The sequence below is a fragment of the Lachnoclostridium sp. genome, from assembly GCF_031997925.1.
In the GTDB taxonomy this organism is placed as follows: Bacteria; Bacillota; Clostridia; order Lachnospirales; family Lachnospiraceae; genus Lachnoclostridium.
This window is the reverse complement of record NZ_DAMADT010000008.1, coordinates 112,831-134,387: the sequence shown is the minus strand read 5'-3', so window position 1 is coordinate 134,387 and position 21,557 is coordinate 112,831. Positions and strand designations below refer to the sequence as shown.

Genomic DNA, 21,557 nt, shown 5'->3' with positions numbered 1-21,557 from the left:
AGTTACTTTGATACATATCTTCGCAAAGGTTAAGATTTTTAACCATAAAGTTCGTGTTACGATATATAACACAAACTAAGTATGTAAGGAGGCGCGAAATGCTAAATAACAGGAAAATTAGGTTGATGACAAAACTTGCTGCTTATGAGAATAAAGAGGGCAAAGAGGACATTCGACTTAGTAAGTATTATAAAACAGATTATGTCAGACTTCAGGTATTAAAATCATTTACAGCAACCACCTTTGGTTATCTGTTGTTATTACTTATGATTTCTATCTATAGGTCAGAATATTTAATTGAGAATGCGGTTTCATTGGATTATCGCTCCATTGGAATGACAGTTCTTGGATACTTTATTGTATTACAAACGATATCAATTATAGGGACCATGATTGGATACTCTATAAAGTACGATCGTTCAAGGAAAAAATTATCCAAGTATTTCAATTTATTAAAAAGGCTTCGTATCATCTATAAAGAAGAAGACGGCAGCCTTATGAATGAGCTGCAAAGGGAGGATACGTCAATATGATGCAAATTCTTGAATTTCGTGAGAAACTTCGCGAAATCTATCAAAAATATCAGAACTATTTAAATCCATTGTTAAAATTTATCGTTGGATTTGTCGTATTTCTGGTAATCAATAAAGCAATAGGATATAATGATAAGCTTAACAAGATAACTATTTCCTTTTTACTAGCCGCAGTAAGTGCGTTTACACCATCCGCTATTTTAGTATTGTTAGCGATGATATTATCTTTAGCGCATGTCTACTCGGTAGCAAAGTTTCTTGCAATTTTATTGGTGTTTATTTATCTTATTTTATATTGCTTTTTTATAAGATATACTCCAAAATACGGGTATGTAGTTTTAGGTATTCCGATATTATATATACTTCATATTCCATATGTGATACCGTTGCTACTTGGATTAATTGCTAGTCCAATCACGATACTACCAACATCTTGTGGTGTAGCGATCTATTATATTATCCATATTATTCAGGAGGAAGTGGCAACAGCAACGGATATTACCAAAATGGATGATATTTTCCCGATTTTTATTAATATTATTGATAAAATCGTTGCAAATAAACAATTGATTATGTCAATTATCGTATTTGCTTTAGTTATAACTTTAGTTTATGTGATACGTCGATTAAAAATTGAGTATGCGTTTGAAATTGCAATCGGTGCTGGAACCATAACTACCATTATAGGCTTTTTAATCGTAGACCTTCGACTTGGCATACCAAAACAGATTGGTGCAATGATTTTAGGAACCTTAATTTCCGCTCTGATTGTAATTATAATACAATTTTTCCGCAGAGTACTTGATTATACAGCTGTAGAAAATGTTCAATTTGAAGATGATGATTACTATTACTATGTAAAGGCAGTTCCTAAAATAAAAGTAAGTATGACGAATGTCAAGGTGAAAAGAATCAATGCACAACATGATTCTGAAGAAGAACTTGACGATTCCTTCGACGATGATGACAGAGAAGATACAAAAGAAGTAGAACGTCAAATTCGTGATACTAGAACAAGAGAAGCTAGATTACAGGATAATATGAATCGAAGACGATAAGAAAGATACGAATAGGTGGGGATGTAAGCATGGAATCAATTAAGACGTTTATACAAGACTATTTAGTACGCCTTTCTTTACCACAATTAAAGATAACGGATATCATTGAGATATTCTTACTGGCATTCTTAATCTATAGTGTGATTAAGTGGGTAAAGACAACACGTGCATGGTCCTTAATGAAAGGATTAGTAATCTTGTTTGCCTTTTGGGTCATTGCCTACATCTTTAAATTTAATGTGATTATTTGGATATTTGTGAATACGATTAATGTTGGTATCATAGCATTAATTATTGTATTCCAGCCAGAGTTTCGAAAGGCGCTAGAACAACTAGGGCAAAGGAGTATTATTTCTCCGATGTTCTATCTTAGTGATACCAAAGAAAAACCAGAACGATTTTCTGATGAAACTTTAAATGAGCTTGTAAGAGCAACATTTGAATTAGCAAAAACAAAAACTGGAGCTTTGATGGTGATTGAGCAAGAGGTATCCTTAGGTGAGTTTGAACGAACTGGCATTTCACTTGATGCTGTATTAAGTAGCCAGTTGTTAATTAATATTTTTGAACACAATACACCGCTCCATGATGGAGCGATCACAATTCGTGGAAATAGAATTACAGCAGCAACTTGTTATCTACCGCTCTCTGACAATATGAGACTTTCAAAAGATTTAGGAACAAGGCACCGTGCTGCGGTTGGTATTAGTGAGGTGACAGATAGTTTTACAATTATTGTTTCAGAGGAAACGGGAAAGGTATCCATTGCTAAGGGTGGACAATTAATCCGTAGTGTTGATGGAGATTATTTAAGAGCTAAACTTTTAGAGATACAAAAAAAGGTACCGGGCGAAGTTAAGAAGATAAGGTTATGGAGGGGAAAGAGAAAGAATGAAAAAGGTAATAACTAGAAATATACCGCTTAAAATCATATCTTTCCTTATCGCAGTGTTATGTTGGGTAATGATTATGAATATCTCAGACCCCTACATAACCAGTACGATTGATAATATTGAAGTTAAAACCATTAACACAGAGACTATGGAACAACATAACAAGCGTTATGATGTAGAGTCTGGTGATATTATCTCAATTAAGGTTCGGGGAAAACGCTCGATTATCGACGGATTAAAGAATACTGACTTTGAAGCGGTTGCTGATTTTAAAGAGATGTCTATGGTGGATGCAGTACCTATTCATGTATCACCAAAGCAATCTTATAAATACAATGCAAATGAAATAGAGATTCTGGAGCAGACTCAGATGATGACACTGACACTGGAAGAGTTAGATAAGCAAACCTTCCGTGTTAATGTAAGACAAACTGGCGAAGCGAAGGCTGGTTACTATGTTACGGAATTAACCGCTAATCCGAACATTATCGAAATCTCTGGATCGAAAAGAAAGATTGCGAAAATAAAGGACGTTGTTGTAGAGGTTAACGTTGAACAGGTAAGTAATTCCTATCAAGTAACAAGAAAACTAATTGCTTATGATGAAAATGGGTATATTATAGATTCTGATAAACTTGATTTTGAAACCAAAGAAGTAACAGTAGATGTGACGGTATTACCAACAAAGACAATACCAATTCAAGTATCTGCGGTTGGAACTCCAGCATATGGGTATAAGTGCACCGATGTTGTTTGGGAACCAAAAACCATTACAATTGCTGGAGAACAAAAAGATCTGAATAATATTTACTGGTTAAAGCAAGAGATAGACATTAACGGCAAGAAAGAAACCTTCCCAGAGAAAAGAAACATTGAAGCAATCTTAGAAGATACTTATCATGGAGTGTATACCTTAGTCGGTGAAAGTAATACGTTTGACATTACGGTTAAGATTGATCAATTAGGCAGCAAAGATATACCGATACGAATGTCAGACATTCAGGTCAGAAACTTAGATAGTGATTATGAAGTTATTTTTAAAACACTTGGTTATGTAAATGTACGCGTCAGGGGTGTTTCGGGATCTTTAAGTGAAGTATCTGCATTAACGATACGGCCATATATAGATTTATCCAATTATGGTCTGGGAACCCATTCGGTTACAGTACAATATAAAGCGAATGAGGGGCTCACAATTCAGCCTGTTACGATTAGTGTTGAAGTGGTGAGGAGAGAGTAGTGATGTTAAGTTTCTTAAAAAGCTAAAGTGACTATAGGGCTAGGGAGTGTAGAAGATTGATGAGTCTACTACACTCCCTAGGCAATACTCTATTGTAGAGGTGAGTCGCTTAAATGGAGGTAGAAATGATTAGCGGTAAGGTTGTAATCAAAAGTGAAACAGGTCTTCATCTTAGACCAGCCGGGGATCTATGTAAATTAGCTATGGAATTTTCATGCAAGATAGAAATGAAACTAGGCAATCGTACCGTAAATGCAAAAAGTGTATTGGGTGTTTTGTCGGCATGTATTAAGTTCGGTGATGAAGTTGAGGTTATCTGCGATGGGGAGAATGAGGAAGAAGCATTTGATAAGATGATAGATGCTCTTGAATCAGAATTCGTAGAATATCACGAAAAATAAATGAAAATATAGAACTATTTGTACTAAATTTCGAATGACTTATAATACAAGTGTTGATATAATAGTCGAAAGATATTCAGCGCATTGATGAGGTAAGCATGATTAATTATAAGAGGTATCAAAAAAATCCTATAGTTACGTATCCAGAGCGTGAATGGCCAAACAAGGAAATTGTTAAAGCACCTACATGGTGCAGCGTTGATTTAAGAGATGGTAATCAAGCTTTGATCGAACCGATGGTTGTAGAAGAAAAAATCGAATTTTTCAACCTTCTAGTTAAACTAGGATTTAAGGAAATAGAAGTTGGATTTCCAAGCGCATCCCAAATTGAATATGATTTTTTAAGACAGTTAGTTGACCGTAAATTAATACCGGATGATGTTATCATTCAAGTTCTGGTGCAGTGTAGAGATCACTTAATTCAAAGAACTTTCGAAGCTCTCCAAGGAGTAAAACAAGCGGTAGTACATATTTACAACTCAACCTCTACTCTGCAGAGAGATGTTGTATTTCACATGAATCGTGAAGAAATCATTCATATTGCAGAGCAAGCAACGAGGTTAGTCAAGGAATATGTAAGGGATTTTGAAGGCAAAATCATATTAGAGTATTCACCGGAGAGTTTCACCGAAACAGAACTCGATTTTGCATTAGAAATCTGTACTGCGGTTCAAGAAATTTGGGAACCGTCAATAGAGAATAAGATGATATTTAACCTTCCTGCTACGGTGGAAATGAATACACCGAATGTATATGCAGACCAGATTGAATGGATGTCAAAACATTTGAAAAACAGAGAGAGCATTATCTTAAGTGTACATCCTCATAATGATAGAGGAACGGGAGTTGCCAGCACAGAATTAGCAATACTAGCTGGTGCAGAACGTGTGGAAGGTACCTTATTTGGTAATGGAGAACGTACTGGTAATGTTGATATCTTAACGATTGCATACAATATGTTTTCTCAAGGAATTGATCCTAATCTAAATATTGAAAATATAAATGATATCATAGAAATTTATGAACGCTTATGTAAAATGCAAGTACACGAAAGACATCCGTATGCAGGGAAATTAGTATTTACTGCGTTTTCTGGTTCCCATCAGGATGCCATTAATAAGGGAACAAAAGCCATGAAGGATAGGAACAGGGAATTTTGGCAAGTGCCTTATTTACCGGTTGATCCAGCCGATATTGGCAGATGCTATGAACCGATTGTTCGTATTAATAGCCAATCAGGAAAAGGTGGCGTTGCCTTTATTATGGAAACTTATTTTGGATATAAGTTACCTAAGGCAATGCATAAGGAATTTGCAGATGTAATACAACGAATTTCCGAAAAGCAGGGAGAAGTAACTCCAGAGCAAATTATGCAGGAATTTAAAAACTGCTATCTGGAACGAAAGGAACCACTTCATTTTGTACGATGCAAGATGGAGGATGTGACTGACTCGAATAATACCTATGATACTATTGTAACAGTTAGCTACCGTAACAATGGAGAAGAAAAAGTATTTCATGCTACCGGCAATGGTCCGATTGATGCAGTACATCATGGATTACAAGAAGTTGTCGGGAAAAAAATAAAGATACTTGATTATAGTGAGCATGCCCTTAGAGAAGGTGCAAATGCTCAAGCAGCAGCCTATATTCACGTAATGGATAAGGATTCTGGAAAAGCTGCCTTTGGTGTCGGCACCAGTTCCAATATTACAAGAGCTTCTCTAAGAGGGTTATTCAGTGCAATCAACAGATTGTATTATTTATAGTTGGCTTATCAGAAGTTTGTTTTATAAATTTTGATAAAAGGTGCGTATTTTTCACCTCGGGTCCGATAATCAGATCACGATTTTAGTTCCGATTAAATATCGTAGTAACAAATGCTGCTACATAATCTTGTCTATTGACATATCCATTCTTGAATGAGATACTGTCTCTGGTAGATTGTGTAGCAATTTTTAATAACGTTTCTTTACGTTTGGTTTTTACGGCTTCCAATGCGTAAATGCGTGCGCAAGAATGGAGGATAATTTGAAAAGAATATTAAGTAATTTTAAAAAGTATAGATACTTACTAGTGGAACTAATAAAAAAAGACATTAAATTAAAATACCGAAATTCCGTATTAGGTTTATTTTGGACCATGTTAGAGCCTTTGTTAACAATGATTGTTTTAACAATTGTATTTACAACCCTGATGGGACATGACACACCTCATTACCCAGTATTCGTATTATGTGGCCGTTTGTTGTATTCTTACTTTTCAAACGGCACCAAATTAGCTCTAAAATCGATTCGTAGAAATAGTGCAATGATAAGAAAGGTTTATGTACCAAAGTATATCTATCCACTATCTTCTACTTTATCAGGATTTGTAACATTTTTAATATCATTATTTGTTTTATTTGTCGTAGCTATCCAGCAGGATATAAAACCTACCTGGCATCTTTTAGAGGCTATCTTTCCTATGTTAACATTACTTGTTCTAACTATTGGTGTTGGATTTATTTTAGCAACCTTAGGCGTATTTTTCCGTGATACAGAATATCTTTGGGGTGTTATCCTAACGCTTATTATGTATGCATCAGCTGTATTCTACAATCCAGATAAGATACTAAAAAGTAGCAACGCATGGATTTTAAAATATAACCCACTGTTTGGTATCATACAGAATTTCCGAAATGCAGTTTTAGGGGATCCAATGAATACAAAGTATTTTTTGTATTCTGCTGGGATTAGTGTACTCTTACTTATTATTGGCGTATTCATGTTTTATAGAAAGCAAGATAAATTCGTATTATATATCTAAGAGATGCGAAAGGCAAGGTTAGGAACTGAATGGAGGAAGAATGGATAATAATATAGCATTAAAAGTAAATAATGTTGGTGTTAGATTTAATATGAGCGCAGAAAAAGTCGATAGCTTGAAGGAGTTTGCTATTAAGCTAGCTCGAAGAGAAATTCGTTACAATGAATTCTGGGCTCTAAAAGAAGTATCATTTCAGATAAAAAAAGGACAACGTGTCGGAATCTTAGGTTTAAATGGTGCTGGTAAAAGTACTCTTTTAAAAGTTATCGCTGGAGTATTAAAAGCAACCGAAGGCTCGGTAACAAAGTATGGAAGTATTGTACCATTGCTTGAACTTGGAGCCGGATTTGATAAAGAATATACTGGCGCTGAGAATATTTATTTATACGGAGCAGTACTCGGCTATCCTAAGAGTTTTATCAAGGAGAAATTTGATGAAATCGTAGAGTTTTCCGAGCTAGGAGATTTTATTAATGTACCATTAAAAAATTACTCCTCTGGTATGAAATCCAGACTTGGTTTTGCGATTGCGACTGTAGTAGAGCCAGATATTTTAATTTTGGATGAGGTTTTGTCGGTTGGTGATGCTAAATTTAGAAAGAAAAGTGAAAAGAAGATAAAGGACATGTTTGATAAGCAGATTACTGTTTTGTTTGTATCACATAGTCTTGCGCAGGTGCGTTCTATATGCGACCGCGCTATCATTATTGAAAAGGGTCGAATTGTTGCGCAGGGAGATTCGGAAACAGTTTGCAATTTATATGAGCAGAAGCTAAATAAATAACAATAAAGATGCAATGGAGGACTCACATGGAAGCCTTAATTCGAGAGGGAAAGAGAACATTACTCAGCTTGATTCATAGTGCACAAGCAAGGGTAGATGCTTATCGTGTCAACGCTTTATTAGAAAATTATGATCCTTCTGTAGTGGAGAATATTCCACCTAAAAAAGTAAAATCAATTTGCTTTCTATTAACCCGTATGGTTCGTTTTGTTGGTGGGCAGACATCGGTTTTACGTTTAGGAACGGAATTATCAAAACAGGGATATCACGTATATTATGCGGTTTATAAATCACAAAGCAAGGAAGAGATGGAGTATGTTGCTAAATGCAATCTACCAGGAGTGCAAGGAACCTTTTTAACAGCAGCGTCCTTTCGTAAATTTAATGAGAAAAAATGTCCGGACGTTGTGGTTGCTACTGGCTGGGATACCGTATCTCACATCAAGAAGCTAGGCAGTTATAAGATGTATTATGTTCAGGACTATGAGCCATACTTTTATACCTTTGGTGAAATGTTTTTAATGGCAAAAAAGACATATGAGCAGGGTCTGCATATGGTAAGTTTCGGTGCTTGGAATAAACAGATGATTGAGCATGAATGTAAACCGATTTCTCCAATCGATATTGTTGATTTTCCATATGAAAGAGCAGAATATCCGTTGAAAGAAAGAGATTTTGGTAGCTATTCAGATAAGAAAGAGATTGTAATTGCTGTATATCTTAAATATTATGGAAAGCGCCTTCCATGTGTAGTTCAATACATGATTGAAAAAGTTAGTAAGATGCTAAAGGAAGATGGTATTAAACTTACTGCGAAGTATTACGGGGAAGCGAAGACCTTTAAGGTTCGTGGCGGTGAAAATATAGGGATGTTAAACAAACAAGAGCTTCGCTCCTTATACGAGGAAGCTGATTTTGGTCTAGTAGCATCCATGACCAATATCTGTACTGTACCATATGAGATGTTAGCTACTGGATTACCGCTTATTGAATTTAGTGAAGGTACATTTGAATATTTCTTCCCAAAGAATTGTGCTACTTTAGTTGAGATGTCAGCAGATGATTTATATCATAAATTAAAAAATGTAATTTCCACACCAGAAGTTCTTAGGGAACAGCAAGAGAATGCACAAGAATATTTAAATACACTAAGCTGGGAGAAGACAGGAAAGCAGTTTGGTGAGATTTTGGAGTGCTTATGAGAGAACGAATTAAGAGGCTAATGCCAAAACCTCTTATTGAACTATATAAAGGAATACGGTATGGATTCATTACCGTATTCTTTTATCTGTTTCGAATCTTCCCTATTAGGAAGAATCGAATCGTATTGATGAATGTATGGGGATTCGGCGATAATGTAAAGTATGTGACAGAAGAGCTTATAAGCAGAAAGAAACCTTATGAGCTTATTTTTATATGCAATCGTCCAGAGAATGTAACCATATCAAAATCGGTGAAGGTAAAAAAGACAAATACGTTATCTGCAATCTATTCACTTGCTACCGCTAAGTTGTGGGTCGAGTGTAACCGAAAAGAAGGTTATATTAAAAAGAGGAAGAACCAGTATTATATACAGTTGTGGCACGGAGGATTTGCGCTAAAGAAAATAGAAGGCGATTGTGAAGACTATCTTGGTGAAACTTACATTAAACGCGCAAAAAAGGATTCTTTGATGACGGATTTGTATGTATCTAACAGTACTTATTGTACCAAGATGTATCGAAGAGCATTTTGGTTTACTGGTGAAATAGCAGAGTGGGGAAGCCCTCGAATGGATCTTTTACTTTCCACAAATGATAACTTAAAGAATCAGATCAAATCAAGATTAGGTATTGATAAGACGAAAAAGATTGTATTGTATGCACCAACCTATCGAAGTTCAGAGGATTTATCGGTATACGAACTTCATTATGATGTTCTCTGTAGTGAGTTATCGAAGAGATTTGGTGGAGAGTTCATTGCAATGGAACGCCTTCATCCACTGGTTAGAGAGCAAAGTACACAGTTAAAGAAATTAGGTAACCGTATTGATGCTAGTTCCTACAAAGATATGTATGAACTGATGTTGATTGCAGATGTATTAATTACAGATTATTCGAATACCATGTTTGAATTTTCCTTGATGAATCGTCCTGTCTTTTTATATGCGAAAGATTACAAAAACTATATGAAAGAGAGAGGTTTTTATTTTGACTTTCCTACACTTCCGTTTCCAATCGCTTATACGGAAGATGAATTAAACGATAAGATTAGATTTTACGAGGATTCAGAACAAGAGAAAGTGAAACGTTTTTTGTCGGAGCTTGAGGTAAAAGAAACAGGGGCAGCTTCAATAAAAGTTGCTGATCGTATTGAACAAGTGGTAAAAAGAGCTTATAAGAAGAAATAAGTTATATAATAAAATAAGTTTTATTATATAATAAGAAAAGGTACGCTTTGTGAACTTTTCTTTTCATGAATAAAAAGACCGAAGATTTTACGATATGAATATAACATAATCGTATTAATCCTTCGGTCTTTTTCTATAACTATTAATTAACAAATTCTCATTGTTTAAATTTATCGACTACTTTAGAATAAAGATTTATCGACTACTTTAGAATAGAGATTTATCAACTACTTTAGAATAAAGATTTATCCACTACCTTAGAATAAAAATTTATCAACTACTTTAGAATAATGATTTATCAAATACTCTCTATCTAAGATTTTAATAATATTTAGAGCTATGGTTGTGGTACTACTGTAATCTCAGGAACTTGTTTGTTATCATCCGCTGGAGTCTCTGCTGGAGCCTCTGTTGGAGTATTTGTTTTTTTGTCAGTCGTATTTGCCTGAAGAACTACATCAACAGTCATTTCTTTATATTCTCCATCTATTAAACGCATTAATGTTACCTTTACTGTCGTACCATATCGATAAGAGGTTACCGCTTCTCTTAATTCATCACCTGTTTTTACGGTTGCTCCATTCACCGAAGTAATGATATCACCTTGATAGATGCCTGCTTTTTCTGCAGCACCACCTTCTACTAATTGGTAGACATAGGCTCCAACTGGCCAATTGTAGGCCTGTGCATATTCTGCATTTACATCTTTTGGGTAAACACCAAGGTATCCTTTTTCATTGTCAGTAAGAACTTCACGGTTCATTAACTCATCGACGATTGGGGATGCTTTTGAAATTGGGATTGCATAACCCATTCCTTCTACTTCTGCGCTAGCAAGTTTTGCGGAATTGATACCGATAACTTCACCTTTTATATTAATTAAGGCACCACCGCTGTTACCTGGGTTAATTGCTGCATCAGTCTGGAGAACTTCTAATTTGTTACCATTATCAACGGTAATCTCACGCTCTTTGGCACTGATATAACCAACAGTTACTGTCTGACCATAACCAAGTGCGTTACCGATTGCAATCGCCATCTGACCTACCTTAATATCATCAGAATTACCAAGCTTAGCAACTTTTATTTTATCGAGTGTATCTTTCCCTAATTTACTTACATCGATAGAAATAACAGCAAGGTCAGCAGAGGAGTTACGCCCCTTGATGGTTGCCTCTGCAGTGGAATCATCAATAAAAGTTACAAGAATCTTGGTTGCATCAGCTACTACGTGATTGTTCGTTGCAATAAGTAATTCTTTGTCGGTTTTTCCAATAATAATACCGGAACCTCCTCCACTTACTTCTTGACCATAATTCTGTCCCCAAATATTAAAGTTTTGATTCATAGTACTGGTAATCGCTACAGTAGCAGGCATAGTTTGTTCTACAATATCGGAAACGTCGGTACTTTGTATGGTGACGTCTTGAGAGACAGTTGTGGAAGCAAGCTTATTGTCTTTGCTAGCAGGCTCTAGAAATAATCCATTACTATTTAATGAAGTTCTTCCTTGAGAATCAGAACCTTCATAATTACGATATAAAGCATTGCAGCCAAGGAAAGTTAAGGAAGCAATGACACCAAAGGATACCGCTTTTAGAAGAAAACCTGTAGCTTTCCCTACTTTAGATCCTTTCTTTTTTGGAGGGTTATCATTTGCAGGAGGTACATTATAAAAATTTTGGCTTCCTTGGTTAGCGCTATAAATGTGAGAGTTTAGTGTTTGTTCATTGGCATTGTTATTGTTTGTTTCTTTATTCTGAGAAGAGAAACTAGAGGCACTTTGATTTTGTCCAATTTGCTCCGCCCAGAAGCTGTAGGTATTTTGCGGTTTTTGTTGATTATCATTTAAATTACCAGATACGTTATCATTTGAATTATTAAGTTGATTATCATTTGAATTACTAAAATTAGAATTATTCTCTGTCATATCGCATTGCTCCTTTATAAATAAAATAATACTTGCATATTTAATAAAAGTGTCTATAATTGAAATCTGACGTAACAGCAGTAGCTGTTTTGGATTTCTTTGTTCCATAGTATCAATAGTTTGTGAATATAATGTGAAGAAATGTTTAAAAATCTGTATAATTGTAAATTATTTGATATAATCAGTAAAGTACTTACTGGTTGCATAATTATTGTAGTAGTAAGAAATTCTTAAACATACTGCAATAATTTTGCCATAAATTTCAATTATTTTAAATATGACACATATGGCAGTATTCTATCTTTTCTTATAAACAATGTGATGATTGGATTCATTTAAAGAGCAAAGAAAAAAAGATTTTTCAATCTATCACTCATCAAGTTTGTATCTGCATCGCATCCACTAACTTGATGATATTCATTGTCTTACAAGCAAGACAATGAGCTGCGCAGAAATGAGGTAATGAATGATAAAGGATAATCAGAAAATATTAAACCGAATTCATATAATTATAGATGGGATCTTAATTATTTTGGCTTATATATCCGCCTATTACTTACGATTCCGTTTACTAATAGGAATGCCTTTCTTTGAGTTAGAGGATGGTGAACAATTTTATAAGTTATATAAATTATTGCCTTATCTCTATATCTTAGTTCCAGCATATTTAATAATATATTCTTCTTGTAATATGTACAAGCCTCAACGAAGCCATAGCAAACGTATTATGGTATGGAATTTAGTGAAGGCGAATTTCCTTGGTATTTTAGTATTTATATCGATACTATATTTAACAAAGGAGTTGGATGTATCTCGTAAATTCTCTGCTACCTTTATGACGGTAAGTGTTTTATATGGAGCATTATTTCGATTAATCCTAGCGAAAATTCTTAGTGAAATGAGAAAGAAGGGATTTAATCAAAAGCATATACTTATCGTTGGGTATAGCCGTGCTGCAGAAGGGTATATTGATCGACTTACTGGAAACCCGGATTGGGGTTATCACATCTATGGTATTCTTGACGATACCATGGAGGTAGGTACTACCTATAAAAAGGTGAAAGTAATAGGTACAACCGATGAGTTGCAGACGATTCTTGATCAAAATGATTTGGATGAGATTGCAGTAACTCTTAGTATAAACGAATATGCAAAATTAGAGTACCTAGTAGGAGTCTGTGAAAAAGCGGGAGCTCATACGAAGTTTGTTCCTGATTATCACAATATAATTCCAACAATACCTGTAATGGAAGATCTGAATGGTCTACCAGTGATTAATATACGTAATGTTCCTTTAAATAATTCATTTAATGGTATTGTGAAGCGGTTGGTAGATGTCTTTGGGGTCGTTGTTGCTCTTATCTTGTTCTCAATACCAATGGCTATCGTTGCTCTGATAATTAAGTTTACTTCCCCGGGCCCTATTATCTACTCTCAAGTACGTGTAGGTCTTCACAATAAGGAATTTAAGATGTACAAGTTCCGTTCGATGGTCGTACAATCTGAGAAGAGTGAAAAGAAGGCATGGACAACAGCAAATGATACCAGAGTGACTTCGATTGGCCGTTTTATTCGAAAAACAAGTATTGATGAATTACCACAGCTCTTTAACGTTTTGCGTGGAGATATGAGTTTGATTGGTCCTAGACCAGAACGCCCTTACTTTGTGGAGAAGTTTAAGGAGGAAGTTCCTCGCTATATGATTAAGCATCAAGTCCGCCCAGGTCTTACCGGTTGGGCTCAAATCAATGGATTTCGTGGAGATACTTCAATTAGGAAACGTATTGAATGTGATTTATATTATATAGAAAACTGGACGCTTGGTCTTGACGTTAAGATATTATTCTTAACCGTATTTAAAGGATTTATAAATAAAAATGCCTATTAAGCATGAATACGCTAGTGTAAGGAAGGATATTGTAGCATAGAATGTTACAGTATCCTTTTTTTAATATTAATTAAGATGATTTAACGAAAATTTAATTTGAATGTTTGAGTTTTAAGGTCTACAATAAAGAACATCATATCAAATAACTGGGTAAAGCAATTCGGGAATTGCTACGCACAATTCATCTCCCACCTAAGGGGTTGGGAGCGTTTTTGTAAGCATATAGATAAAAAATTGGAGGTAAGAGTATGAGATGGAGAGAGTCATTTGCTAGGTTTATGGTGGGAAGGTATGGTTCGGACGCGTTTTCGCGAGCAATGTCTGTGATAGCCATGGTCTTTTTGCTATTATCTTGGTTTGTGTTACCACAGGTATTTTACACATTAGCACTAATTTTAATTATTTATAGTACATTTCGTGTATTTTCAAGAAATCATCAGCAAAGATATAAAGAAAATCTATTTTACACAAAACAAGTAGATAAAATAAAGTATTATATTAGTAAAATAAAATATCGAAAAAGTCAAAGCAAGACTCACCATATTTACTCTTGTCCTCAGTGTAAGCAAAAGATTCGTGTACCAAGAGGAAAAGGTAAGATTATGGTTCGTTGTCCAAAGTGTCAAACTGAGTTTATGAAAAAGAGTTAAGTGTGAATTGTGAAGAGAATTTCTAAGGTGCCAAAAGACGCCACCTAAGAAATTCTAAAACTTCACAATGGAAGAATAAAAATGAAATCCATTGGAATTTCATTTTCATTCTTCCGGTTACTGAGAGGGCATGTATTCAAGTGTTTTAGTACCTATTGTCTAATACCAAGGATTACGCTATAATGACCATATTAGATGCTTTCTTTTGTTGATACTAGACATCCTAGGCTGTAAGATTGGAAGGAGAACTATCCATGAGTGATGAAAATAAAAAGGATAATGACCTCGATCATAACGAGGATAATAAAAAAAATAAATATGAAGAAATTTGTTATATTTGTAGAAGACCAGAAAGTAAAGCTGGGAAGATGATTAACATACCAGGGAATATCTGTATCTGTCAAAGCTGTATGCAAAAGACCTTTGATACAATGAACAATGGTAATAATCCTTATATGGATATGTCTGCATTAAATCCTGCGATGATGGGATTTATGATGCAACAGGATATCCCAAACCGTCAGAAAATTAAGAAAAAAGCAGAAGAACCAGCGAAAAAAACAGAGGACAAGGAAAATGAAAAGGAAAAAGTAATCGATATTAAAAAACTCCCTGCCCCTCATATTATTAAGGCATCGTTGGATGAATTTGTTATAGGACAAAACCATGCAAAAAAGGTAATCTCTGTTGCTGTATATAATCATTATAAACGTGTGGCGAAGCAAAAAGATACCGGCAATCCTTTGATGGAGGATGTAGAAATAGAAAAATCCAATATGTTAATGATTGGACCAACTGGTAGCGGAAAAACTTATTTAGTAAAGACACTAGCTAGAATACTTAATGTACCGCTAGCAATTACGGATGCTACTTCCTTAACGGAAGCTGGTTATATTGGAGATGACGTTGAGAGTGTTCTTAGTAAATTATTAGCGGCTGCTGATAATGATGTAGAAAAAGCAGAGCAAGGAATTGTCTTTATCGATGAAATTGATAAGATAGCGAAGAAAAAGAGTACAAATAATCGTGATGTAAGTGGAGAGTCTGTACAACAGGGATTATTAAAGTTGTTAGAAGGTAGTGAAGTAGAAGTTCCAGTTGGAGCCACCAGTAAGAACGCAATGGTTCCACTCACTACAATTAATACAAAAAATATTCTGTTTATCTGTGGGGGAGCATTCCCAGATCTAGATAAGATTATCAAAGCGCGTTTGAACAAACAATCATCCATCGGTTTTTCGGCTGATTTGAAAGATAAATATGATGATGATCCAAACTTATTTCAAAAAGTATCTGTGGATGACTTACGTGAGTTTGGAATGATTCCTGAATTTCTAGGAAGACTTCCGGTTGTTTATTCTTTAGAATCTCTAACAAAAGATATGCTAACTAAGATATTAATTGAGCCTAAGAACGCAATATTAAAACAATATAAGAAATTATTAGCACTCGATGAGGTTGATCTGAATTTTGATCAGAGTGCACTAGAAGCAATTGCAGAGAAGGCAATGGAGAAAAAAACTGGTGCACGTGCACTTCGTGCCATTATAGAAGAGTTTATGTTAGATATCATGTATGAGATACCAAAGGATGACAGTATAGGTCGTGTTACAATCACAAGAGATTATATTGAGAAAAAGGGAGCTCCAATGATAGAAATGCGTGGTAGTGTTAGGACACCTATGCTAACGCAAAAAGGATAAGACTCTAGGAGAAGGGGCCAGTGATGAAAGTGAAGAAGATTAGTAAGGGAGCAAAGCTTAACCGCATAATAGCGGTTGAGCTTTTGTGTTTAATAATTCTCATTGGATTATATGCAGGAATAAAGATTACAAGAAACGGAAGTGTTGAGGCAGGAACGAAGCCAAACAAGGAAAATGGGATAACAATCACTCCGGAAGCTACCCCTGAAATAACAGAGGTACCAGAGACAGAGGGCCAGAATACTTCCTCAGGAAAAGAGGATGAGGCATCACAAAATGGGGACAATCAATCAAATTCTAAGAAGGATGATCAATCAGGCTCAAACAAAGATGATGCGATAGACAATTCAGGAAACCGAAATCAAAATAACGGTGATCCTTCTAGTGACGCTAACCAAAACAATGGTAATAAGGAAGGGGCATTAGACAATGCTGGTATACCAGAAGGAGATGCGGGAGGAAATTCCTCGAGTTCTGAAGATTCCAAGGGAGGGAATGAGAATTCTGCTTCTAATAAATTAAGTCAAGAGGCATTTATAGCGAACTTGTCCGAAGCACAAACAGGAGAGTCTTTGAGTAGTAGCGGGGCAGTCGACTTAACTTATTATATGCAAACAGACCCAAGGTGGGGGCAAAAGTTTTATGGTGGTTCCGATACCATAGCAGAATATGGTTGTGGACCTACTTCGCTTGCAATGGTAATATCAGCCTTTACTAACGTTAACATTGATCCTGAGCAAATGTGTAAATGGGCCTATGATCGCGGTTATTGGTATTCTGGTAGTGGTTCGATTCATGGATTAATTCCGGATGCAGCAAAAGCCTTTGGACTTAAGGTAGAAGGGGTTGAAAATACACCGGATGCAGCTGATAAAATAAAGAGTGCGTTATCTTCTGGCAATTTGATTATTGCTTTAATGGGAAAGGGAACTTTTACAAAAAGTGGGCACTTCATTGTTCTTCGAGGCATTACAGAGGACGGAAAGATTTTGGTCGCAGACCCGAATAGTAAAGAATTAACGAACGAGTCCTTTGAGGCATCCCTTATAGTGAATGAGGCAAAAGCTTGGGCAGCTGAAAATGGGCCTTTTTGGGTAATTAGTAAGTAAATAATTATATTCATGTAAAAAAATAGAAATATGATTACGGCTAGGCTACAGCGCATAGATTATAGAAATGAAACTATGTGGTGATAGAATGAATGGTGATTCTGATTTTAATTCCCAATGTAAAGAAGCCATTCTCTCTGAGAATGTGATAGATTCCTTTGCTCTGGTACGTGGATCAATAGCTGAAATGATGACATTTTATGGAGCTGACTGTATACAAGTTGTGAATCCAAGATATACAATAGTCCATCAGCCAATTGCTGATTTTTCAGATATACAAAAGTACAATTTTTATTACAGTTCTTTTCCTAAGTGTTATGGGTTGATGGACGAAACTAATATGGAGTATATAGGTGTTCATAATGTTCGTAGACAGCCATTTCTGAATTTATTGGGAAGGGATGTTATCGTTGGGTTTATTGACACAGGAATTGATTATCAACATGAGATTTTTAAGAATGCAGATAACACCTCACGCGTGGTACGTATATGGGACCAGACCATACAAACGGGAACACCACCAAAGGGATATTATTATGGGACCGAGTATACGAGGGAACAAATAAATGAGGCACTAAAAAGTGATGATCCGTTATCTGTTGTACCTTCTACCGATACGAATGGTCATGGTACATTCATAGCAGGGATAGCAGCTGGTAATATTGATATTAAAAATGACTTTACCGGAGCAGCTCCTCTGGCGGATATTGTAATGGTAAAGTTAAAACAAGCAAAAAAATATTTAAGGGATTTTTACTATATCCGTGATGATGTGGAGTGCTTTCAAGAAACAGATCTTGTAATGGGTACAAAGTATCTGCTTGATTTAGCAATTGAGCTTAAAAAGCCACTTGTTATTTGTATTGGGGTTGGAACAAATTCCGGAGGACATGATGGCAGCGGGATCTGGGATGAGTATTTGGAGAATTTATCCGACAATACTGGTTTCTGTGTTGTACTCCCGACTGGTAACGAGGGAAATAGTGGAGGACATTACCGTGGGATTGTCCCTCAAACAGAGGATTATGTAGATGCGGAAATTAACGTAGGAGAGGGAGAAAAAGGTTTTACATTAGAATTTTGGGTCAGGGCACCTAGCATTTACTCTATTGGTTTTATTTCACCGAGCGGAGAGTATATCAATAGGATTCCACCAAGGGTTAATAACAATCGGGTGATTTCCTTTCTATTTGAGCCTACGGTTATTTATGTTGATTATCGAGTAATAGAACGACGAACCGGTGACGAATCAGTTATTATTCGATTCGAAAGCCCAACGCCAGGGATATGGAAAATCCGGGTTTTTCGGGAACAGTCTTTTAATAATGAATTTGATCTTTGGTTACCAATCAAGAAATTTTTGACTTCCAATACATATTTTATACAACCAAACCCTGATATTACAATCACGGATCCTGGGAATACTATGAGACCTATTACGGTAGCGGCATGCAATCATGTTAATAACAGTATCTATATTAATTCTGGGCGTGGTTATACAAGAAGAGGGAATGTGAAACCTGATATTGCAGCACCAGGAGTGAATATCTATGGCCCTGCACCTGGGAATACCTTTTCTATTAAGAGTGGAACAAGTATTGCAGCAGCTCATACAGCAGGTGCAGCGGCACTTTTATTGGAGTGGGCTATCGTTAGAGAAAACAGCTTTAATTTTAATACGACGAATATTAAAACTCTAATGATAAGGGGAGCAAAAAGAATAGGTACGGAGTACCCAAACAAACAATTTGGTTATGGAATTCTTGATATTTATGGCGCATTTGAAAGCTTGCGTCTCACGGTATAATTTACTTGCGAAGAAGTCACATCCATACTATAATTGTGCTAGATGAAAGAAAAGGATGCGAGTATATGACGTTAATGAATAAGCTGCTTCGTGTATTCCCAAAGAAAAAGGTAGACATCGCTGAGTTAGAACGTAAGAATACAGCGCCTGAGGAGACAAAAACCGTAACCGTACCAAAGGTAACGACTGTGAATAACAACCCTTCCGTTTCTCAGGGAAATACAAAGGACTGTGAGTATGAGATCATTGAGATGGAGATTATGCCGGAAAAAATTATTTGTCCGGACTGTGGAGGAATTACGTTAGAAGGATTGGAATATTGTGATAAATGCGGTGGGGACTTGACAAACAATTAGCTCAAGAGTATTATAGTGACATAAAAAGGCGTCTTACGGCGTCTTCTTTTTCAACCATGACGCTTTAACATATTGACGTTTATAAGTATTAAAGTGGTACAGAGGAGAAATAAAAATAGTATCTTTTAAGTGAAATAATTTCTTAAAAGAAACATTCTGCAATTTCTATTGGGATGAGGATTTGTAACGACATGAAAAGAAAAGGGGATAAAATTATGAAGAAAAGTCTTAAAAAGTTAGCAAGCTTAGGTCTTGTGGCAGCTATGGCGGCATCTTTGGTTGGTTGCGGTACCAAGGATGGTGGATCTACAACAGGAAATGAAAATGGTAGTGGAGCAGCTACTTTTAAAATCGGTGGTATTGGGCCATTGACCGGAGATGCAGCATCTTATGGAAACTCGGTTAAGAATGGTGCTACGATAGCAATCAAAGAAATTAACGATGCAGGTGGAGTAACTGTTGGCGATAAGAACTATATGTTAGAGATGAATTTCGCAGATGATCAAGCAACTCCTGATGTCGCAGTTACCGCGTTTAATACAGTAATGGATTGGGGAGCACAAGCAATCCTTGGTGCCGTAACTTCTGGCTCTTGTCTTGCAATTACGAAGGATACTTTTGAAGCAGGAATTCTTCAGTTAACCCCTTCTGGATCTGCAGCGGAATGTACGGAATATGAGAATGCATTCCGCTTATGTTTTACAGATCCAATGCAGGGAGTAACCCTTGCAAATCTTGCAAGGGAATTAGGCTACGAAAAAATTGCTATTATTTATAACAGCTCGGATGAATACAGTACCGGTGTTATGAATGCATTTTCCGAGCAGGTAGCTGTAAATGGTGGTACTATTGTTGCCGCCGAAGCCTTTACAAAGGGTGCGATTGATTTTAATACTCAATTAACAAAGATTAAAGCAACGGATGCGGAAGTAATCTTTGTACCTGCTTATTATAATGATGCAGCATACATTACACAGCAGGCAAGTGATCTTGGTATGAACCTCCCATTCCTTGGAAGCGATGGTTGGGATGGTGTGTTATCTCAAGTTAAGGACCCAGCTGTTCTTGAAGGTGCAATCTTCTTAAGCCCATTCTTTGCGAGTGATGAAGCTCCTGCTATTAAGAAATTTGTAGAGGCTTATCAGACAAAATACGGTGCTGTACCAGATCAGTTTGCAGCAGATGGCTATGATACTGTATATGTAATAAAAGCAGCTATGGAAAAGGCTTCTTCTGTAGAAAGCAAAGATATGATTTTAGCAATGACGCAAATTACAGTAGATGGTCTTACAGGTAGTGTATCCTTTACCGCAGATGGTGAGCCAAATAAAGGTGCAAAATACATCGAAATAAAGGATGGAAATTACACTTCAAGACAGTAATTGTAGGTCAAACGACTTGATGTAGCAATGTGGCAGAATTACATTTCCGAATCAGTAAACGGTGCTGTTTCGGAAATGTTTTGCTTTTAGATGAGGTGAAAGTATGGAGTTTGTGGAACAATTGATTAATGGACTAAGATCCGGTAGTATATTTGCTTTAATAGCAATCGGCTATACCATGGTATATGGTATTGCAAAGATGATTAATTTCGCTCACGGTGACATTATCATGGTGGGAGCATATTCTTTATATATATTTATAGAAAAACTTAGCCTGCCTCCAGTAGTAGCGGTTATATTTACCATGTTAGTATGTACCATACTTGGTATTACCATTGAAAAAGTGGCATACAAACCACTACGTAAGGCTCCATCCTTAGCGGTTTTAATTACTGCTATCGGTGTTAGTTACTTATTACAAAGTGTAGCTCTTTTGATATTTAAAGCGACCCCAATTCCTTTTTCTACTTTTATTGAGGTACCTGCTTTACATATCGGAAAAATAACCATCTCTGGTATTACGATAGTAACCTTTATAGTCACTACAGTATGCATGATCTTATTAACACTATTTGTCAAGTATACGAAGATCGGTAGTGCAATGAGAGCAGTATCGGAAGATAAAC

The 21,557-nt window shown here is 35.9% G+C and carries 19 protein-coding genes; 18 read left to right on the top strand and 1 reads right to left on the bottom strand.

Features of this window, described 5'->3' with window-relative positions; all coding sequences use genetic code 11:
• The first annotated feature begins 98 nt into the window (after positions 1–98).
• The 10 genes from RTP52_RS07920 (at position 99) to RTP52_RS07875 (ending at position 10,106) form a co-directional block, all read left to right on the top strand.
• On the top strand, positions 99–533 hold the full coding sequence (locus RTP52_RS07920) for a hypothetical protein (protein WP_312103141.1): 435 nt from the start codon (positions 99–101) through the stop codon (positions 531–533).
• The gene (locus tag RTP52_RS07915; protein WP_312370328.1) at positions 530–1,591 is read left to right on the top strand and encodes a hypothetical protein; all 1,062 of its coding nucleotides are present in this window, start codon (positions 530–532) and stop codon (positions 1,589–1,591) included. Before RTP52_RS07920 ends, RTP52_RS07915 begins: the two co-directional genes overlap by 4 nt.
• A gap of 29 nt (positions 1,592–1,620) precedes the next feature.
• Positions 1,621–2,502 (top strand): diadenylate cyclase CdaA, encoded by an 882-nt coding sequence (cdaA, locus tag RTP52_RS07910; protein WP_312103137.1) that lies wholly within the window; start codon positions 1,621–1,623, stop codon positions 2,500–2,502.
• A complete protein-coding gene (locus RTP52_RS07905; protein WP_312103134.1) occupies positions 2,483–3,724 on the top strand; it encodes a CdaR family protein in 1,242 nt (413 codons plus the stop codon). Before cdaA ends, RTP52_RS07905 begins: the two co-directional genes overlap by 20 nt.
• Positions 3,725–3,849: 125 nt before the next feature.
• On the top strand, positions 3,850–4,125 hold the full coding sequence (locus RTP52_RS07900) for an HPr family phosphocarrier protein (protein ID WP_312103132.1): 276 nt from the start codon (positions 3,850–3,852) through the stop codon (positions 4,123–4,125).
• 98 nt (positions 4,126–4,223) lie between these two features.
• Positions 4,224–5,894 (top strand): 2-isopropylmalate synthase, encoded by a 1,671-nt coding sequence (gene leuA / locus RTP52_RS07895; RefSeq protein ID WP_312370324.1) that lies wholly within the window; start codon positions 4,224–4,226, stop codon positions 5,892–5,894.
• 262 nt (positions 5,895–6,156) lie between these two features.
• Entirely contained in the window at positions 6,157–6,933 is a 777-nt protein-coding gene (locus tag RTP52_RS07890; RefSeq protein WP_312103127.1) for an ABC transporter permease, read from the top strand.
• A 40-nt stretch (positions 6,934–6,973) separates the two neighbouring features.
• Positions 6,974–7,717 (top strand): ABC transporter ATP-binding protein, encoded by a 744-nt coding sequence (locus RTP52_RS07885; protein WP_312103125.1) that lies wholly within the window; start codon positions 6,974–6,976, stop codon positions 7,715–7,717.
• Positions 7,718–7,743: 26 nt separating this feature from the next.
• On the top strand, positions 7,744–8,919 hold the full coding sequence (locus RTP52_RS07880; RefSeq protein WP_312370322.1) for a glycosyltransferase family 1 protein: 1,176 nt from the start codon (positions 7,744–7,746) through the stop codon (positions 8,917–8,919).
• Positions 8,916–10,106 (top strand): CDP-glycerol glycerophosphotransferase family protein, encoded by a 1,191-nt coding sequence (locus RTP52_RS07875; RefSeq protein WP_312370320.1) that lies wholly within the window; start codon positions 8,916–8,918, stop codon positions 10,104–10,106. Before RTP52_RS07880 ends, RTP52_RS07875 begins: the two co-directional genes overlap by 4 nt.
• Positions 10,107–10,443: 337 nt before the next feature.
• Here the strand turns inward: RTP52_RS07875 and RTP52_RS07870 are convergent, their stop codons facing one another.
• On the bottom strand, positions 10,444–12,036 hold the full coding sequence (locus RTP52_RS07870) for a S1C family serine protease (RefSeq protein ID WP_312370317.1): 1,593 nt from the start codon (positions 12,034–12,036) through the stop codon (positions 10,444–10,446).
• 466 nt (positions 12,037–12,502) lie between these two features.
• On the opposite strand from RTP52_RS07870, the gene RTP52_RS07865 reads away from it, so the two are divergent.
• From RTP52_RS07865 to RTP52_RS07830, 8 genes are all read left to right on the top strand, one after another.
• Entirely contained in the window at positions 12,503–13,924 is a 1,422-nt protein-coding gene (locus RTP52_RS07865) for an undecaprenyl-phosphate glucose phosphotransferase (RefSeq protein WP_312107185.1), read from the top strand.
• Between the two features lie 248 nt (positions 13,925–14,172).
• The gene (locus tag RTP52_RS07860) at positions 14,173–14,574 is read left to right on the top strand and encodes a hypothetical protein (protein WP_312107184.1); all 402 of its coding nucleotides are present in this window, start codon (positions 14,173–14,175) and stop codon (positions 14,572–14,574) included.
• 254 nt (positions 14,575–14,828) lie between these two features.
• Positions 14,829–16,277 (top strand): ATP-dependent Clp protease ATP-binding subunit ClpX, encoded by a 1,449-nt coding sequence (clpX, locus tag RTP52_RS07855; protein WP_312370315.1) that lies wholly within the window; start codon positions 14,829–14,831, stop codon positions 16,275–16,277.
• A gap of 23 nt (positions 16,278–16,300) precedes the next feature.
• Entirely contained in the window at positions 16,301–17,386 is a 1,086-nt protein-coding gene (locus tag RTP52_RS07850) for a C39 family peptidase (protein ID WP_312370356.1), read from the top strand.
• Between the two features lie 88 nt (positions 17,387–17,474).
• Positions 17,475–19,193: a S8 family peptidase gene (locus tag RTP52_RS07845; RefSeq protein WP_312103938.1), complete on the top strand. Its 1,719-nt coding sequence runs from the start codon at positions 17,475–17,477 to the stop codon at positions 19,191–19,193.
• 65 nt (positions 19,194–19,258) lie between these two features.
• Positions 19,259–19,549, top strand: a complete 291-nt coding sequence (locus RTP52_RS07840; protein WP_312103936.1) for a hypothetical protein — start codon at positions 19,259–19,261, stop codon at positions 19,547–19,549.
• A gap of 215 nt (positions 19,550–19,764) precedes the next feature.
• Positions 19,765–20,931, top strand: coding sequence for an ABC transporter substrate-binding protein (locus tag RTP52_RS07835; protein ID WP_312103933.1), 1,167 nt, complete (start codon positions 19,765–19,767; stop codon positions 20,929–20,931).
• A 103-nt stretch (positions 20,932–21,034) separates the two neighbouring features.
• A partial coding sequence (locus RTP52_RS07830; RefSeq protein ID WP_312370312.1) for a branched-chain amino acid ABC transporter permease occupies positions 21,035–21,557 on the top strand: 523 nt, incomplete at its 3' end.

Coding starts and splice junctions, on each gene's coding strand:
- RTP52_RS07900 (WP_312103132.1), top strand. CDS start 3,850: ATGATTAGCGGTAAGGTTGTAATCAAAAGTGAAACAGGTCTTCATCTT.
- RTP52_RS07885 (WP_312103125.1), top strand. CDS start 6,974: ATGGATAATAATATAGCATTAAAAGTAAATAATGTTGGTGTTAGATTT.
- RTP52_RS07845 (WP_312103938.1), top strand. CDS start 17,475: ATGAATGGTGATTCTGATTTTAATTCCCAATGTAAAGAAGCCATTCTC.
- RTP52_RS07850 (WP_312370356.1), top strand. CDS start 16,301: ATGAAAGTGAAGAAGATTAGTAAGGGAGCAAAGCTTAACCGCATAATA.
- RTP52_RS07835 (WP_312103933.1), top strand. CDS start 19,765: ATGAAGAAAAGTCTTAAAAAGTTAGCAAGCTTAGGTCTTGTGGCAGCT.
- RTP52_RS07860 (WP_312107184.1), top strand. CDS start 14,173: ATGAGATGGAGAGAGTCATTTGCTAGGTTTATGGTGGGAAGGTATGGT.
- leuA (WP_312370324.1), top strand. CDS start 4,224: ATGATTAATTATAAGAGGTATCAAAAAAATCCTATAGTTACGTATCCA.
- RTP52_RS07865 (WP_312107185.1), top strand. CDS start 12,503: ATGATAAAGGATAATCAGAAAATATTAAACCGAATTCATATAATTATA.
- RTP52_RS07915 (WP_312370328.1), top strand. CDS start 530: ATGATGCAAATTCTTGAATTTCGTGAGAAACTTCGCGAAATCTATCAA.
- RTP52_RS07880 (WP_312370322.1), top strand. CDS start 7,744: ATGGAAGCCTTAATTCGAGAGGGAAAGAGAACATTACTCAGCTTGATT.
- RTP52_RS07920 (WP_312103141.1), top strand. CDS start 99: ATGCTAAATAACAGGAAAATTAGGTTGATGACAAAACTTGCTGCTTAT.
- RTP52_RS07870 (WP_312370317.1), bottom strand. CDS start 12,036: ATGACAGAGAATAATTCTAATTTTAGTAATTCAAATGATAATCAACTT.
- clpX (WP_312370315.1), top strand. CDS start 14,829: ATGAGTGATGAAAATAAAAAGGATAATGACCTCGATCATAACGAGGAT.
- RTP52_RS07905 (WP_312103134.1), top strand. CDS start 2,483: ATGAAAAAGGTAATAACTAGAAATATACCGCTTAAAATCATATCTTTC.
- RTP52_RS07875 (WP_312370320.1), top strand. CDS start 8,916: ATGAGAGAACGAATTAAGAGGCTAATGCCAAAACCTCTTATTGAACTA.
- RTP52_RS07840 (WP_312103936.1), top strand. CDS start 19,259: ATGACGTTAATGAATAAGCTGCTTCGTGTATTCCCAAAGAAAAAGGTA.
- cdaA (WP_312103137.1), top strand. CDS start 1,621: ATGGAATCAATTAAGACGTTTATACAAGACTATTTAGTACGCCTTTCT.